Below are 16,197 nucleotides of genomic sequence, written 5' to 3' on the forward strand. Positions count from 1 at the left end.
CAATTGCGCCCGTTTGCCTATCGACATATTGACATAAAGATGTCTTTATGTGACCTGACGGCTTTGTCGCCGAAAGGACGTAAAATGTCGCAAAACGCCTCCTCCCTCGACGCCCTGTTTGGGGCCGTGTCCGCCAGGCCGGACGGTTCGGAGGTGATGGCCGCGCTCAAGGCTGCGGCGCGCGAACGAATTCTCGTCCTTGATGGCGCGATGGGCACCCAGATCCAGGGATTGGGCTTCGATGAGGACCATTTCCGCGGCGACAAGTTCACCGGCTGCGCCTGCCACCAGCAGGGCAACAACGACCTTTTGATCCTGACCCAGCCCAAGGCGATCGAGGAAATCCACTACAAATACGCCAAGGCCGGCGCCGACATCATCGAGACCAACACGTTTTCATCGACCTCGATCGCCCAGGCCGACTACGGCATGGAAGACATGGTCTACGAGCTCAACCGCGACGGCGCGCGGCTGGTGCGTCGTGCCGCGATCCGCGCCCAACAGGAGGATGGCAAGCGCCGCTTCGTTGCCGGCGCGCTCGGGCCGACCAACCGCACCGCCTCGATCTCGCCCGACGTCAACAATCCCGGTTATCGCGCCGTCAGCTTCGACGACCTGCGCATCGCCTATGGCGAGCAGCTGCGCGGCCTGATCGACGGCGGTTCCGACATCATCCTGATCGAGACGATCTTCGACACGCTGAACGCCAAGGCTGCGATCTTTGCCTGCGAAGAGATCTTCATCGAAAAGGGCGTGCGCCTGCCGGTGATGATCTCCGGTACGATCACCGACCTGTCCGGCCGCACGCTTTCGGGCCAGACGCCGACCGCCTTCTGGAACTCGATCCGCCACGCCAACCCCTTCACCGTCGGCCTCAACTGTGCGCTTGGCGCCAATGCCATGCGGCCGCATCTCTCCGAATTGTCCGACGTCGCCGAGACTTTCATCTGCGCCTATCCCAATGCCGGCCTGCCCAATGCCTTCGGCCAGTATGACGAGAGCCCGGAATTCATGGCCGCCCAGGTCGAGGAATTCGCGCGCGAGGGCCTGATCAACGTCGCCGGCGGCTGCTGCGGTTCGACGCCGGAGCATATCCGGGCCATCGCCGAAGCCGTAGCCAAGCATCCGCCGCGCCAGATACCGGAACTGAAGCCGCAGATGCGGCTGTCGGGCCTCGAGCCGTTCACGCTCACCGACGAGATCCCGTTCGTCAATGTCGGCGAGCGCACCAACGTCACCGGCTCGGCCAAGTTCCGCAAGCTGATCACGGCGGGAGACTATGTGGCCGCTCTCGAGGTAGCGCGCGACCAGGTCGCCAATGGCGCCCAGATCATCGACATCAACATGGACGAGGGCCTGATCGATTCGAAGAAGGCGATGGTCGAGTATCTCAACCTGATCGCCGCCGAGCCCGACATCGCGCGCGTGCCGGTGATGATCGACAGCTCCAAATGGGAGATCATCGAGGCCGGCCTGAAATGCGTGCAGGGCAAGGCGATCGTCAACTCGATCTCGATGAAGGAGGGCGAGGAAGCCTTCCTGCATCATGCCCGGCTCTGCCACGCTTATGGTGCTGCCGTTGTCGTCATGGCCTTCGACGAGCGGGGCCAGGCCGACACCAAGGCGCGCAAGGTCGAGATCTGCACCCGCGCCTACAAGCTGCTCACCGAGCAGGCCGGCTTCGCGCCTGAAGACATCATCTTCGATCCCAACATCTTTGCGGTCGCCACTGGCATCGAGGAGCACGACAATTATGGCGTCGACTTCATCGAGGCGACGCGAGAGATCACCCGCACCCTGCCGCACGTCCACATCTCGGGCGGCGTGTCCAACCTGTCCTTCTCGTTCCGCGGCAACGAGCCGGTGCGCGAGGCCATGCATGCCGTGTTCCTCTACCACGCCATCCAGGCGGGCATGGACATGGGCATCGTCAATGCCGGGCAGTTGGCGGTCTATGAATCGATCGATCCGGAGCTGCGCGAAGCCTGCGAGGACGTCGTTCTCAACCGCCTGCCCAAGGCCGGCGGCACCGCGACCGAACGCCTTCTCGAGCTGGCCGAGCGCTACAAGGGCACGGCCGGCAAGGAAGCCAAGGAGCGCGATCTCGCCTGGCGCGACTGGCCGGTCGAGCAGCGCATCAGCCACGCGCTGGTCAACGGCATCACTGAGTTCATCGACGCCGACACCGACGAGGCGCGGCTGAAGGCGGAACGTCCGCTGCATGTCATCGAAGGGCCGCTGATGGCCGGCATGAACGTCGTCGGCGACCTGTTCGGCGCCGGCAAGATGTTCCTGCCGCAGGTGGTGAAATCTGCCCGCGTCATGAAGCAGGCGGTTGCCGGGCTTCTGCCGCACATGGAGGCGGAGAAGGCTGCCAACGCCGCCAAGGGCATCGACAATGGCGAGCGCCAGACCGCCGGCAAGATATTGATGGCGACGGTCAAGGGCGACGTCCACGACATCGGCAAGAACATCGTCGGCGTCGTGCTCGCCTGCAACAACTATGAGATCATCGATCTCGGCGTCATGGTGCCGGCAACCAAGATCCTGCAGACCGCGCGGGAGCAGAATGTCGACATCATCGGCCTGTCCGGCCTGATCACGCCGTCGCTCGACGAGATGGCCCATGTCGCGGCCGAAATGGAGCGCGAGGGTTTTGACATCCCGCTGCTGATCGGCGGTGCCACCACCAGCCGCGTCCATACGGCGGTCAAGATTCACCCGCGCTACGAGCGCGGCCAAGCCGTCTATGTCACCGACGCCAGCCGCGCGGTCGGCGTGGTTTCCAACCTGTTGTCGGCCGAGGCGAAGCAGGGCTACGTCGAAACCGTGCAGGCGGAATACAAGAAGGTCGCCGATGCGCACGCCCGCTCGGAGGCCGACAAGCAGCGGCTGCCGCTGGCAAAGGCCCGCGCCAATGCGCACAAGTCCGACTGGACCGGCTACACGCCGCCGAAGCCGAGCTTCCTCGGCACGAAGGTGTTCGAAAACTGGGATCTCGCCGAGCTCGCCCGCTACATCGACTGGACGCCGTTTTTCCAGACCTGGGAGCTCAAGGGCCGCTACCCCAAGATCCTCGAGGACGAGAACCAGGGTGCGGCTGCGCGCCAGCTGTTCGAAGACGCTCAAGCGATGCTGAAGAAGATCATCGACGAGAAGTGGTTCGCGCCGAAGGCGGTGATCGGCTTCTGGCCGGCCAATACTGTCGGTGACGACATCAGGCTGTTCGCCGACGACAGCCGCTCGAAGGAACTCGCGAGCTTCTTCACCCTGCGCCAGCAATTGACCAAGCGCGACGGCAGGCCGAATGTCGCGCTGTCGGACTTCGTAGCTCCTCTCGACAGCGGCAAGGCCGACTATGTCGGCGGCTTCGTGGTGACCGCCGGCATCGAGGAAGTGGCGATCGCCGAGCGCTTCGAGCGCGCCAACGACGACTATTCCTCGATCATGGTCAAGGCGCTGGCCGACCGCTTCGCCGAGGCTTTCGCCGAGCGCATGCACGAGTGCGTCCGCAAGGAGTTCTGGGGTTATGCGACGGACGAAAGCCTGTCGGGCGACGAGCTGATCGGCGAGGCCTATCACGGCATCCGCCCGGCGCCCGGCTATCCGGCGCAGCCCGACCACACCGAAAAGACGACCTTGTTCCGCCTGCTCGACGCCGAGAACAATGCCGGCGTGACTTTGACGGAGAGCATGGCGATGTGGCCGGGCTCGTCGGTCTCGGGCCTCTATCTCTCGCATCCGGAAAGCTATTATTTCGGTGTCGCCAAGGTCGAGCGCGACCAGGTCGAGGACTATGCCAAGCGCAAGGGCATGTCGGTTGCAGAGACGGAGCGCTGGCTGGCACCGATCCTCAACTATGTGCCTGCCGCCTTCGCCGAGGCGGCGGAATAGTCGGAGCAGCTTTAGGCGCTTGACTTGTCAATGCGCGCCTATAGCTTGCCGCGTGGTTATGGTTCTCCCGCCTCTCGGCGGGAGCTAAGAGGGAATTCGGTAGAAGCCGAAGCTGCCCCGCAACTGTGAGCGGTCAGGGCATGGTCCCGAAAAGTGGTTTCCGCTTTTCGGAAACGATCATGCCCAATGGTGAATAGCCACATTGCCCACCACGTCACTGGCATGGAGCCGGGAAGACGGGCGATGAAGCAACGACCCGCGAGCCAGGAGACCTGCCTGACCAAGTGAGGTTCCGTGGGCGGGGTGTACCACAGGAGCGCGGATTGAAACGGTAGCCATCCGGCACCGGCTTTGGCCTGCGTTGCTGCAATCCCGCTACGGCTGGTCAGGGATTGCAGGTGTCGAACTCAAGCGAAAACAACTCCGCGCCGCAAAGGCATGTGCTGCTGGTCGCCAAGTCGGCCTTTGCCGCTGCGCCCTACAGGCAGATGCAGCGCCTTGCCGAGCTTGCGGCCACGCTGCCAGGTGTCGCCGGCGCCAGCTTCGGCTTCACCGAGCAGGGCACGCCGTCGCTGCGAGAGGCGCTCGGAGCCCTGCGTGAGGCCAGCGCCTCCGACATTCTCATCCTGCCGCTGATGCTGCCGATCGAGCCGAGCTTCACCGCCTGGCTCACCAAGTCGCTGCGTCGATGGCAGGCCGAGGATGGTGCGCAATGGCCCAATGTCCGCATCGCACAGGGCCTCGCCGAAAGCCCGCTCTTGGCAGCCCTCATGGCCGGGCTTGTCGAAACAGCAGAAGTCGCAGCCCCTGTTCCGCCTGCCGAAAAGCTGGCGCCGGAGGGGTCGCTGATCCCGGCCCAGAAGCGCCGCGTGCTGGTCTGCCAGGGCGGCCCGTGCAACGCCGCCGGCGCCGATCTCATCTGGGGCCACCTGCGCAACCAGCAGGACCGCCAGAAGCTGCGCACGACAGGCGACGGCACCATGAGCTGCAAGTCGACCTGCCTCGGCCCCTGCAACCTCGCCCCCGTCATCCAGGTCTTTCCCGAGGGGACCTATTACGGCGGCGTCACCGAGGCCGCCATCGACCGCATCGTTGCCGAGCACCTGCTCGGCGGCCGTGTGGTCGATGAGTTTGCCTACGAGCCAACCGGTCGCAAGCAGACGCTGCGCGCTGCCGCTCCTGTCAAACCCTCGCTGGCCAAATCCTAGCGGGACGTTCGTCAGGCCATTTCGTGCGTGGCGCGGCCCAAGCCGTGGCGCGCCTGTCGCGTCTCGCGCGGAAGCTCGCCGAATTCATGCCTGTATTCGGCGGCGAAGCGGCCGAAGTGGGTGAAGCCCCATTTCAGAGCGACATCGGTGACGGTGGCTTCGCTCGCCACCAGGTCGAAGCGGGCGCGGCGCATGCGTTCTCGCGTCAGCGCGCGCAGCGGCGAGATGCCGAAGGCATTCCTGTAGGCAAGTTGCAGCGTCCGGGGCGCGACACCGGCGGCGCCGGCGATCTCGTGCAGCCCGATGGGCAAGGCGGCATGGGCGCGGATGAACTCCTCGGCGCGCTTGAGATGGCGAGGTGCCGCACCTTGCCTCCGGTCGTCGAAGAACAGGCTCATGTTGCTGGGCTGGCTGCGCAGGAACAGTTCCAGGAGGTGCTGCTCGTACAGAACGTTCTGGATGCCCGATCCCGCTGAAGCCGTCTTCCTCTCTGCGGCCTGGAACAGTGAGTTGGCGAGGCGCCGCCACGCCTGCATCTCGGGCCTCGAAAAATCCACCAGAGGATCGAAGATCAGCGGCCCCGGTATGTCGCGGTCGAGCAAGCGCATGGCAAAGGCATGCAGCGGCGCCTTGCGCACCTGGATGAGCAGTTGCGCGCAGCCCTGCCACCACTTCATCCTCGTCGCCAGGTCGGCGTTGAGCACGGAGGCGATGCTGCGGTTTGTGATGAATTCGCGCGAGCCGTTGCGGACGGTCGCCGTGCCCGAAACCGGCATCTGGATCAGATAGAAGTCGCCAAGTTCGCCGGGGTCGATCAGCACGTCGGCGCCATAGCTGATGTAATTCAGCGAGATCATCTCGCCGGGGGCATGATTGTGCGTGACACGAAAAGATTTTCGATCACCGATGATGTCCAGTCGGTGATTGCAGAACTTCTGGGCGACCCGCTCCCTGGCGCAGTCGAGATCGTTCGACTGAAACAAGACATGATCGGAAAGCGGTACCCTTCGAACGGACGCCTCTTCCATCAGCATCCGGCCAGACTAGCACCGATCCTCCTGCTGCCAACGAAAATGAACGGCAATGCATCCACCCTGCTGCATTTTTTGCGTTTTCTGGATAGTCGCCGCGCATTCCGGCTAGTTCATTGACGATGTCTGCAGCACTCTTCGGGGTGGAACAAATGAAAGGGCCGCCATGGGCAGGTCCTTCGAACAGAGGGAGCTTATGATGAGCAAGGAACTCGCCAAGGGCATTACGCGCAAGGGCGACGGCTATGCCGGCAAGACCTGGAATATCCTTGGACAGGTCTATTTTCCGAAGGCGGTTTGCGATGCAACCTTCGCCTTCGAGACCAACAGCGAGCCGGGCCAGTTCGTGCCCGTGCACATCCATCCGACCCAGGAAGAGTTCATCCTCGTGCAGGAAGGCGAACTCGATCTCAAGCTCGACGGCGAATGGGTCAAGGCCAAGGCAGGCGACCTGGTGCGCATGCCCAGAGGCATCCCGCACGGCTACTTCAACAAGTCGGACAAGCCGACCAAGGCACTGTTCTGGGTGTCGCCGGCGGGCATGCTGGAAGAGCTGTTCAACAAGCTCGACAATCTCGCCGACCCGGCCGAGGTGGTGAAGGTCTCGGCCCAGCACGAGGTCAACTTCCTGCCGCCGGAAGCCAACGACTAAGCCGCCGGATCACACGCCGCTGACCGTCCTGGCGCACGCGACATCCGTCGCGTGCGAAGGCGAGCCTGCGTCCTGGCTGACAAGGAAAAGCAAATGGTCGACAAGAAGAAAGTCTGCGTCATCGGCGCGGGCGTGAGCGGGCTCGCGGCTGCTCATGCCTTCAGGCAACGCGGTCACGAGGTGCACATCGTCGAGCGCGGCAATGATCTGGGCGGGGTCTGGGAGCCGTCGCGCTCCTATCCCGAGGTGCAGACGCAAAGCCCGAAGGATCTCTATCGCTACACCTCGATGGCGATGCCAGACGACTATCCGGAATGGCCCAAGGGCACGCAGGTTCACGCCTATCTCAGGACCTATGCCGAGCGGAACGGGCTGGTGCCGCTCATCCGCTACGCCACCAAGGTCGTTTCCATGCAGCGACGGGAAGGGGCCAAAGGCTGGAGCGTCGAGCTTGCTAGCGACGGCAACGCGGTCAGCGAGGATTTTGACTTCGTTGCGGTCTGCACCGGAAACTTCAGCGAAAAGCGCGAGCTTGTGCATCCGGGCCAGGAAGATTTTACCGCAGCCGGCGGCCAGGTGCTTCATTCCTCGGAATACACCGATTCCGCAACCGTGAAGGGCAAGCGCGTCGTCGTGCTCGGCTTCTCGAAATCGGCCACCGACATCGCCGTCAATGCGGTCAATTCAGGCGCTGCCGACGTCAGCATCGTCTATCTCGAGCCGGTCTGGCGCATACCGTACTTCATTGGCGGGCTGATCAATTTCAAGCGCATCCTCTATGTCCGCGCCCAGGAGGTGATGTTCCCGAACTGGGACCAGCCGCTGCTGGCGCGGCTCGCGCACACTGTCGCCAAGCCGTTCGTCTGGGCCAACTGGCGGGCGCTGGAAAGCCTGCTCTCGATCCAGCTCAAGTTGAAGAAGACAGGGCTCAGGCCGACGAAGCCGATCGAAACCACGATCAACTGTTCGGTCCCGATCGTCACGCCGGGTTTCTTCGACATGGTGGCGGACGGGCGCATCAAGGCGATCCAGGGCACCATCTCCGGCTACCAGCAGGGCACGGTGATTCTGTCGGGCGGCGAGCGGGTGGCGGCCGACATGGCTATCCTTGCGGTCGGCTGGAAATCCGGCGTGCCTTTCCTGCCGCAGGAATACCAGCGCAAGCTGGTCGAGCCGGACGGGCAGTACAGGCTCTACCGGGTCATCGCCAATCCCGACCTGCCCGACATGGGCTTCGTCGGTTTCAATTCGTCATTCTGCACGGTGCTGAGCGCCGAGTTGGCCGGTAACTGGCTGGTGCGCTATGCCGACGGCAAGCTGGGACGCCAGCCTTCGAAGCAGGAGATGAACGACAACATCGAGATGATGCTGCACTGGAAGCGCAACGAGCGCCCGGCGGCGGGCGTCTATGGTGGCCTGTGCGTGGCGCCGTATCATTTCAAGCATTTCGACGAGTTGCTGGCCGACATCGGCGCCAAGAAACGGCGACGCAATGCGCTGGCCGAAAACTTCGCGCCACCGAATGCCGATGCCTATGCGGGCTACCTGGCAAGCGCACCGGACTATCGCGCGGCGTAGACCAGGAAAGGACCGCGCGGCTGCCGTAGTCGTATGGCCACTGGCGTCGTACTGCGGTCCGAATTTATCTCACGATATCAGGGAGTTCGGATGGTGGGCGTGACAGGGATTGAACCTGTGACCCCTGCAATGTCAATGCAGTGCTCTCCCGCTGAGCTACACGCCCATCCGATGGGGGCGGATACACCATTTTTGATCCGGCGCGTCAATAGCGTGTTTGGCGGAAAAATGCGCCGGATCATCAATTCCCTAGACGACGCTAGGGAAACGCCTCAGGCGGCGTGCAGCATCTTCTCGACCTCGTTGACGAGATCGCGCAGATGGAAGGGTTTCGACAGCACCTTGGCGTCGCGCGGTGCCTTCGAATCAGGGTTGAGCGCCACCGCGGCAAAGCCGGTGATGAACATCACCTTGAGATCGGGATCGATCTCGGTGGCGCGGCGCGCCAGCTCGATGCCGTCCATCTCCGGCATGACGATGTCGGTCAGCAGCAGCGAAAAGGGTTCCTCGCGCAGCCGCTCGTAAGCGCTCGCGCCATTGTCGAAGTCGCTCACCTGGTAGCCGGCGCGTTCCAGCGCCTTGACCAGGAAGCGGCGCATATCGTCGTCGTCTTCTGCCAGAAGAATGCGTGCCATCAGTTTCCCGTCCGAATTAGCGGTCGAAGCCGCCCCCCATCAGGGGCTTCGTTAACCATCTTGTATATGAGTTCGGGACGGTAAACATCAAGTGAATGCGCTGCCGGATTGGTGACGCAAAGGCACGATCGGGGCGGCTTTTCCACATTTCGAATGCTGGACACCAGCGGCCGCAGGTGGCACCTTCGAACAATGAGTGAGTGCATTTCGCAGGTCCGTCAACAAAGATGACGCCAGCCGAAGATTTCTCGGTGCTGCCGCCGTTCGAAGTCCGGACGAGCGCAGAGCAGCGCGTGCCGTTCGTATTCAACTCGCCGCATAGCGGGCGGTGCTATCCCGAACGCTTCCTCGCCATGACCCGGCTCGATTCGACGTCCATACGGCGCTCCGAGGATTGCTACGTCGACGAGTTGTTCGGTGCTGCCGTCGCACTCGGCGCACCAATGCTGACGGCACATTTTCCGCGCGCCTATCTCGATGTGAACCGCGAGCCGTGGGAGCTCGACCCCAGGATGTTTGCGGAGCCGGTGCCGCCCTTCGCCAACGTCCGCTCGGCCCGTGTCGCTGGCGGGCTCGGCACCGTGCCGAAGCTGGTGGGCGAGGGGCTGGACATCTATCCGGGCCGGTTGCCGCTGTCGGAGGCGGTCGACCGCATCGAATGCGTCTACAAACCCTACCACGAGACGCTGAAGCGGCTGGTCACGCGCACCCATGCGCGCTTCGGCTATGCGGTCCTGGTCGATTGCCATTCGATGCCGGCCTCCGTCCGCATCGGCGACAGCGGCATGCGACCGGACTTCATCGTCGGCGACCGTTTCGGCACCTCGGCCGCGTCGGAGCTTTCCGAACGGGCCATCGGGCTGCTGGCGGCGATGGGTTATACCGTGGCGCACAATAAACCTTATGCCGGCGGTTTCATCACCGAGCACTATGGCCGCCCGGCGCGCAAGCTGCATGCGCTGCAGATCGAGATCAATCGCGGGCTCTACATGGATGAGCGCACGTTCCAGAAATCGGCGGGATTTTATGCGCTGGCCGACGATCTGGCGCGGTTTTCCGCCGATCTGATGGCGGTTCCGGATCATCATTTCCTCGACCTGCCGCTGGCTGCGGAGTAGCACCGCAGGCCGAGCAGGTTAAAAAAAGACCGCTCCGGAGAGCGGTCGAAGTCTAGGGAGGAAACGCCCAAGGAGGGCATGGACAGGAAACCCTGTCCGAAGTCGAGATTATTGTGCGCTGCACAAAAGTCAAGGCGCCTTGGGATTCTTTAAATCAAGTTGATGTGGTTATTGCCGGCGAGGGCCGCGGCGTGTCATCCACGCAACAGTCAGAGATGGGGTGAATGATGGTCGACGCCGAATTCATGCGACGGATCGCACGTGCTGCCGCAGCCGAAACGCTGCCGCGCTTCCGCCGGCAGGGTGCAGTGGCAAACAAGCTTGCCGGCGGTTTCGATCCCGTCACCGAGGCCGACCAGGAGGCCGAACGCGCCATCCGCGCGCTGATCAACGCCGAGTTCCCCGGCCACGGCATCCTCGGCGAGGAGCATGGCAGCGAAAACATCTCCAACAGCCATGTCTGGGTGATCGATCCGATCGACGGCACGCGCGCCTTCATCTCCGGACTGCCTGTGTGGGGCACGCTGGTGGGCCTGACCGTCGATGGCGACGCGGTGGCCGGGCTGATGTCGCAGCCCTTCACCGGCGAGTTGTTCTATGCCGACGGCAACGGCTCGCATTACGAAGGGCCGGGCGGTCCGCGCAAACTTTCGGTGCGCAAGACGACCAGCCTGTCGGACGCGACGATGTTCACCACCACGCCGGCGCTGTTCAAGGGCGAGATGCGCAAGCGCTACGACGAGCTCGAAAGCAAGGTGCAACTCGCCCGCTACGGCACCGACTGCTACGCCTTTGCCATGGTCGCGGCTGGGCAGGTCGACATTGTCGTCGATCCCGGCCTCAAGCCCTATGACATCGTGGCGCTGATCCCTGTCATCGAGCAGGCTGGCGGCATCGTCACCACCTTCGATGGCGGCCCGGCGGAGAATGGCGGCGACGTCATCGCGGCGGCGACGCCGGAACTGCACAAGGCGGCGATGGCCGTGCTGGCGGGATAGTCCTGCCTATGCGTCGGCGGTTGCCGGCGTTCCGGGCACGAAGGCGGTGAAGGCTGCGAGCAACTGCTCGCGGTAGATGTCCGCTTCCTGCAGGATTTCGTGGCGCGCGCCGTCGATGGTCAAAAGCGATGCCACGCGGCATTGGCTGGCAAACTGCTCGACGTCGCGCGACGACACCACTTCGTCGGCACCGGCGTTGACGATCAGCATCGGCACCTTGAGCGCTGCCATGAATTGTGGCTCGCGCACGGCCTCGGACGCCTGCGCTGCGGCGCGCATCCAGGCGATGGTCGGCCCGCCGACGGACAGCTCGGGATAGGTCTCGTAGAGCAGCATGTTGCGGCGATAGCGGCGCTCGTCGCTGGTCAGCTTGTTGATTTCGAAAGGCGTGCCTTCGCGCGGCCGCGGGCCCCATGCGGCGTACAGCCGGCCGAGGCCGAGCCAGCAGAGCAGGGTGCCGATGCGGCTGATCGCCTTCATCGACAGCGGTGCGCCGATGACCGACAGGAACGGCGCTACCAGCACCATGCGCTGGACGCGGTTGACCATCGAGGGTGCGGCGAGAAGGGCGATCAGCGCCCCGCTCGAATGGGCGAGCAGGAAGAAGGGGCCGCGGCAGTCGGGCAGCACGATCTGCTCGAAGAAGGCTTCGAGGTCGCGGACATAGTGGTCGAAACTCCTGACGTAGCCGCGATGGCCGTCACGCAGCAGCCGCTCGGACGCGCCTTGGCCGCGCCAGTCGAAGGTGGCCACCGCATGGCCACGCACGGTCAGGTCGCGGATGGTCTCGAAATACTTCTCGATGCACTCGTTGCGGCCGTTGAGCAGGATCACCGTGCCCTTGAAGGGATGGGAGGTCGCCGGAAACAGCGCATAGCGCAGGCGCTTGCCGTCATGGGCGACAAAGTCGCCGGAGGTGGCCCTCTCAGGAACCGGATTGCCGGGGATTTCGTGGAACAGGTCCGTCATCAGGCGCTTCGGCTTGGCACTCGCTGCCGTGGGATCAGGCGATACGAGGGTGATAGAAAGGCGGGCCGAGAAAATCAAAGGAATTTCGTGGGCGAGGCGGAATCGAATGAGGCCGGAGGCAGCTTGCGGGATGCCTCCGGCCTCTGTCGCTCCGGGAGGAAGGGACGTTACAACCCGGCTCGGCCTCGTCGGCGGCATTCTGTGGTGCCGCCTGTTCTTCAACTTGGGTGCACTCTAGACGGGGCGACCTGAACGGATGCCGAAGGCCCGGTTCATCTTCGGTTCATCGACGGGCCGGTGAAAAGCTATTGGGAAAACGTCTTGAAATGGCTTCGGGTGGCACCCAAATGTCTCCTTGCGGCGCCCAATATCGGGGCCGCTGATCACCGCCGGGGCGCCAGAATGGGCTTCGGCACAGATCATGCGCAAAACCTTGTTGCTCACTGGAGAACACCCATGCGTCACGTTGATTTTTCCTCGCTCCACCGCTCGACCGTCGGCTTCGACCGGCTGTTCAGCATGCTTGACGGCCTTGGCCAGCCCGAAGGCGGGCAGACGACCTATCCGCCCTACAACATCGAGCGCACCGGCGAGGACGCCTATCGCATCAGCATGGCGGTTGCCGGCTTCTCGGAAACCGAGATTTCGATCGAAGCCCATCGCAATGTGCTGACGGTCAAGGGCGAACGCGGCAATGAAGGCACCGGCGAAGGTTCGGAGCTGCTCTATCGCGGCATCGCTTCGCGCGCTTTCGAGCGCCGATTCCAGCTCGCCGACCATGTCGAGGTCGTGGGCGCGGCCCTCAAGAACGGCCTGTTGCACATCGATCTGAAGCGCAACATTCCCGAAGAGCACAAGCCGCGCAAGATCGAGATCTCCGCTGCGCCCGCCAAGGCCAAGCAGATCGAAGCCAACACCGTCAACTAAGACAACTCCTCCCAAGGAGAAAAGGCGGCGCCCTCGGGTGCCGCCTTTTTCATGTTCAGCTGCCGGCTTCAGCGCTTGATCGCCGGGATCAGGTCGGCAAGCGAGATACTGCGGTAGCTCGACATCACCCTTGTCTCGGCGTCATCGAGAATCGTGCCGAGCGCAGCATTTACCGAGCGTTCAACCGGACAGTCGGGGTGATCCACTGCCAGGCCCACCGCGAAAAGCGACGGACTGCCCAGCGCCCGGTGCACGTCCAGGACGGTGATGTCCTCCAGCCGGCGCGCCAGTTTCCAGCCGCCGTTCGGTCCGCGAGCGGCTTCCACATAGCCCTGTTTTCTCAGACCGGCCATCATGCGCCGAACCACGACCGGGTTGGTGCCGAGCATCTGCGCGATGGTTTCGGACGTCGCCCTTCCGTCGTGCAGATCGATGTGGATCAGCATGTGGAGCATGCGGGATAGACGGCTGTCTTGCGTCATTGGCGGACCCGACCGAGCGTTTCAGGGGAAATCATAACAAGAGGGGTTACAATCTCTTGCCTTCTGATAGAATGTAACTTGATGAGTTACCTTCTGCAAGCCAAGGCCATAAGCAGGCGAACCTTCGCCCGGCGTGTCGTTGCGCTGGCAGCGGCGACCATGTTCCCGCAGCGATCCCTTGCCGGATCACCAGGACCTGAGAAGGAGACTGCAATGCCGCAATTGCCCTATCGATTCCTCGACGTGAATGGCCTTCGCATGCGCATCGCCGATCAGGGCCAGGGCCCGCTGGTGCTGCTTTGTCACGGCTTCCCGGAAACCGCCTATTCCTGGCGCCACCAGATCGCCGCGCTGGCGGCTGCGAACCATCGTGTCGTCGCCCCCGATCTCCGCGGGTTCGGCGGCACCGACGGGCCCGCAGATGTAAGCCAGTATTCGATCATGCATCTGGTCGCGGACATGGTCGGCCTGCTCGATGCGCTTGGCGAAGAGAGAGCGGTGATCGTCGGCAATGACTGGGGAGCGACCCTGGCCTGGCAAGCAGCCCTTCTGCGCCCCGACCGGTTTCATGCGGTTGCCGCCATCGGCGTTCCGATGATGGGACAGCCTCCCGTGCCGCCAACGCGCATCTTCCCGCAAACCGACGATGCCATCTTCTATACGCTCTATTTTCAGCAGCCCGGCGTGGCAGAAGCCGAGTTCGAGCGGGACATCGGCCTGACGCTGCGCAAGATCCTGTATGCGGCTTCGGGCGATGCGGGCCCGAGGCTTGAAGGCGATGGAACGCCAAATCCCTTCGCCATGGTGAGCCGTGAACAGGGGCTGCTGGCGCCGCTGCCAACACCCGATGCCCTGCCGTCCTGGCTGAGCGCGGCCGATCTCGAGGTCTACGTCGCCGCCTTTCAGGCCAGCGGGTTCCGGGGCGGGTTGAACCTCTACCGCAATCTAGACCGCAACTGGGAAATGCAGCATGCCTTTTCGGGGCTCAAGGTTGCGGTTCCGGCGCTCTTTCTCGTCGGGGACCGCGACGTCGGGCTGCAGATTCCTGGTATGCGCGACATCATTGCGGCAATGCCCAGCCTCGTGCCACTGCTACGTCAGCCGATCTACCTGCAGGGCAGCGGTCATTGGGCTCCGCAAGAGCGGCCGGACCTCGTATCGGAGGCGCTGCTGTCGTTTCTCAAGACCCTGTGACACAGGCCATGCTTGCGAAGGCTGTAGAAGCGAACGGCGCACCTCGGCAAGCCGTCCGGTCACACGTCAACTCCGCAACAATTCACCGAAGCGACCGATCTCGTCGGCCGTCGTGGCAAAGCTGGTGACGAAGCGGTAGAGCGTTTCGTCCTCGCCCAACTGTCCGTCGAAGCCGGCCGGCGCGTGCCAGTCGTAGAAGGCAGCGCCCGCAGCCAGCGCCTTTTTCGCCACATCGGTCTTGATCACCGCAAAGACCTCATTGGCCTGCGGCTGCCAGGCGAGGCGAGCGACCGGCGAGCTTGCGATGGTCGCGGCCAACTCGGCCGTCATTTCATTGGCGTGGCGTGCCGTATCCAGCCACAGGCCGCCGTCGAAATAGGCGTCGAACTGGGCGGAGATGAAGCGCGACTTGGAAAACAGCTGGGCCGCGCGCTTGCGCAGGAAGGCCATTTCCTTGGCACGGTCGAGATCGAACAGCACAACCGCCTCGGCGCACCAGCAGCCATTCTTGGTGCCACCGAACGAGACGATGTCGACGCCGCGCTTCCAGGTCATCTCGGCCGGCGTGGTGTCGAGTGATACCAGCGCATTGGCGAAGCGGGCACCATCCATATGCAGTGGTAGCGAATATTGCCTTGCGATGGCGGAAATGGCCTTGATCTCGTCTAGGCCGTAGATGGTGCCGACCTCGGTCGACTGGGTCATCGAGATCGCCATCGGCCGGCCGGCATGGACGAATTCGGGCGCGAAACGGGCGACCGCCCGTTCGAGGGTCCTGACGTCCATGCGACCGAGCGCCCCGTCGATGGCATGCAGCCTGGAGCCGCCGGTAAAATATTCGGGCGCGCCGCATTCGTCTTCGATGATGTGAGACTCGCGATGGCCGAAGGAAATGCCGCCGGGGCGATTGTAGGCGGCCAGCGCCAGCGAGTTCGCGGCAGTGCCGGTGGCGACGAAGAACACCGCCACCTCGCGTTCGAATATCTCGCTGAAGCGCGCGTAGACAGCCTGGTCGAGGTCGCCGTCGCCATAGGCCCGGCTGAAGCCTGCCGCGCTGGCGTGCAGCCGTTCAGCGATCCTGGGGTGCGCGCCGGCCCAGTTGTCTGATGCGAAGAACATGTTGTCCGTCCGTGATATGGCTGTCGGAGACTGCGTTGCAGAATTGGGCCCGAGCTAGAGCGGGTTTTGCCGTTTTCGGCAAGTCCGGGACCTGGAAATCGATTGAGGCAGGCGGGATGAGCGCTTTTGACCGGTTGTTCAAAAGTTACGCCAAGCATGAGTTCGACGAAACTTTCTGTCTTTGACGATGCGGAAAATTGGTGAATCGGTCTTGTGCGTATTCAAGAATTCTGTCATACGAAATTTAGGACAGCAGTGCTGTCTTATTTATCTGCCCAAAGCGGACCGGATATGGCGTATGATAATGCCACGTCCGTCTACCGCCGCGAGCTAGGGTCAGAGGTCGTGCCGGAGTGCATTCGGCCTTGTCTGCCCCGACTGGCGGTTCGGTG

General features: G+C 63.3%; 14 protein-coding genes, 1 tRNA gene and 1 riboswitch. Of the genes, 9 read left to right on the forward strand and 6 right to left on the reverse strand.

From position 1 onward, the window contains the following. Positions 1–84 precede the first annotated feature (84 nt). Together metH and O1Y97_RS09265 are read left to right on the forward strand one after the other, a co-directional pair. Positions 85–3,894, forward strand: coding sequence for a methionine synthase (metH, locus tag O1Y97_RS09260; RefSeq protein WP_318763818.1), 3,810 nt, complete (start codon positions 85–87; stop codon positions 3,892–3,894). A 41-nt stretch (positions 3,895–3,935) separates the two neighbouring features. Further along, positions 3,936–4,188, forward strand: a riboswitch (cobalamin riboswitch). Positions 4,189–4,292: 104 nt separating this feature from the next. Next, positions 4,293–5,102: a (2Fe-2S) ferredoxin domain-containing protein gene (locus O1Y97_RS09265; protein WP_318763819.1), complete on the forward strand. Its 810-nt coding sequence runs from the start codon at positions 4,293–4,295 to the stop codon at positions 5,100–5,102. An 11-nt stretch (positions 5,103–5,113) separates the two neighbouring features. Here O1Y97_RS09265 and O1Y97_RS09270 read toward each other — a convergent pair whose 3' ends face one another. Further along, positions 5,114–6,085, reverse strand: coding sequence for an AraC family transcriptional regulator (locus O1Y97_RS09270; protein WP_246389702.1), 972 nt, complete (start codon positions 6,083–6,085; stop codon positions 5,114–5,116). On the opposite strand from O1Y97_RS09270, the gene O1Y97_RS09275 reads away from it, so the two are divergent. The 3 genes from O1Y97_RS09275 (at position 5,978) to O1Y97_RS09285 (ending at position 8,363) form a co-directional block, all read left to right on the forward strand. Beyond that, positions 5,978–6,253, forward strand: a complete 276-nt coding sequence (locus O1Y97_RS09275) for a hypothetical protein (RefSeq protein WP_318764287.1) — start codon at positions 5,978–5,980, stop codon at positions 6,251–6,253. The two genes, O1Y97_RS09270 and O1Y97_RS09275, sit on opposite strands and share 108 nt — an antisense overlap. A gap of 79 nt (positions 6,254–6,332) precedes the next feature. Further along, positions 6,333–6,785, forward strand: coding sequence for a cupin domain-containing protein (locus O1Y97_RS09280; protein WP_183264222.1), 453 nt, complete (start codon positions 6,333–6,335; stop codon positions 6,783–6,785). 51 nt (positions 6,786–6,836) lie between these two features. Then, positions 6,837–8,363 carry a flavin-containing monooxygenase gene (locus O1Y97_RS09285; protein WP_404801261.1) on the forward strand — a complete coding sequence of 509 codons (1,527 nt, stop codon included), beginning with the start codon at positions 6,837–6,839 and terminating at the stop codon, positions 8,361–8,363. Positions 8,364–8,454: 91 nt separating this feature from the next. Here O1Y97_RS09285 and O1Y97_RS09290 read toward each other — a convergent pair. Continuing rightward, a tRNA-Val gene (locus O1Y97_RS09290) sits at positions 8,455–8,529 on the reverse strand. A gap of 106 nt (positions 8,530–8,635) precedes the next feature. Continuing rightward, positions 8,636–8,998 (reverse strand): cell cycle two-component system response regulator CpdR, encoded by a 363-nt coding sequence (gene cpdR / locus O1Y97_RS09295; protein ID WP_018429348.1) that lies wholly within the window; start codon positions 8,996–8,998, stop codon positions 8,636–8,638. A gap of 227 nt (positions 8,999–9,225) precedes the next feature. On the opposite strand from cpdR, the gene O1Y97_RS09300 reads away from it, so the two are divergent. Together O1Y97_RS09300 and hisN are read left to right on the forward strand one after the other, a co-directional pair. Then, positions 9,226–10,116, forward strand: a complete 891-nt coding sequence (locus tag O1Y97_RS09300; protein WP_108607074.1) for an N-formylglutamate amidohydrolase — start codon at positions 9,226–9,228, stop codon at positions 10,114–10,116. Positions 10,117–10,340: 224 nt separating this feature from the next. After that, positions 10,341–11,114 carry a histidinol-phosphatase gene (hisN, locus tag O1Y97_RS09305; RefSeq protein WP_108607075.1) on the forward strand — a complete coding sequence of 258 codons (774 nt, stop codon included), beginning with the start codon at positions 10,341–10,343 and terminating at the stop codon, positions 11,112–11,114. Between the two features lie 6 nt (positions 11,115–11,120). Here hisN and O1Y97_RS09310 read toward each other — a convergent pair whose 3' ends face one another. Beyond that, entirely contained in the window at positions 11,121–12,083 is a 963-nt protein-coding gene (locus tag O1Y97_RS09310; protein WP_183264224.1) for an alpha/beta fold hydrolase, read from the reverse strand. A 456-nt stretch (positions 12,084–12,539) separates the two neighbouring features. Here O1Y97_RS09310 and O1Y97_RS09315 point away from each other — a divergent pair, with 456 nt between their 5' ends. Next, a complete protein-coding gene (locus tag O1Y97_RS09315; protein ID WP_183264225.1) occupies positions 12,540–13,010 on the forward strand; it encodes an Hsp20 family protein in 471 nt (156 codons plus the stop codon). A 68-nt stretch (positions 13,011–13,078) separates the two neighbouring features. Here the strand turns inward: O1Y97_RS09315 and O1Y97_RS09320 are convergent, their stop codons facing one another. Continuing rightward, positions 13,079–13,492 (reverse strand): Rrf2 family transcriptional regulator, encoded by a 414-nt coding sequence (locus O1Y97_RS09320; RefSeq protein WP_318763821.1) that lies wholly within the window; start codon positions 13,490–13,492, stop codon positions 13,079–13,081. A gap of 222 nt (positions 13,493–13,714) precedes the next feature. Here O1Y97_RS09320 and O1Y97_RS09325 point away from each other — a divergent pair, with 222 nt between their 5' ends. Then, positions 13,715–14,686, forward strand: coding sequence for an alpha/beta fold hydrolase (locus tag O1Y97_RS09325; RefSeq protein ID WP_318764182.1), 972 nt, complete (start codon positions 13,715–13,717; stop codon positions 14,684–14,686). Positions 14,687–14,752: 66 nt separating this feature from the next. On the opposite strand, the gene O1Y97_RS09330 is transcribed toward O1Y97_RS09325, so the two are convergent. Further along, on the reverse strand, positions 14,753–15,805 hold the full coding sequence (locus O1Y97_RS09330; RefSeq protein WP_318763822.1) for a threonine aldolase family protein: 1,053 nt from the start codon (positions 15,803–15,805) through the stop codon (positions 14,753–14,755). Positions 15,806–16,197: the final 392 nt, after the last annotated feature.

Source organism: Aminobacter niigataensis (genome assembly GCF_946995915.1).
GTDB classification, from domain to species: Bacteria; Pseudomonadota; Alphaproteobacteria; order Rhizobiales; family Rhizobiaceae; genus Aminobacter; species Aminobacter niigataensis.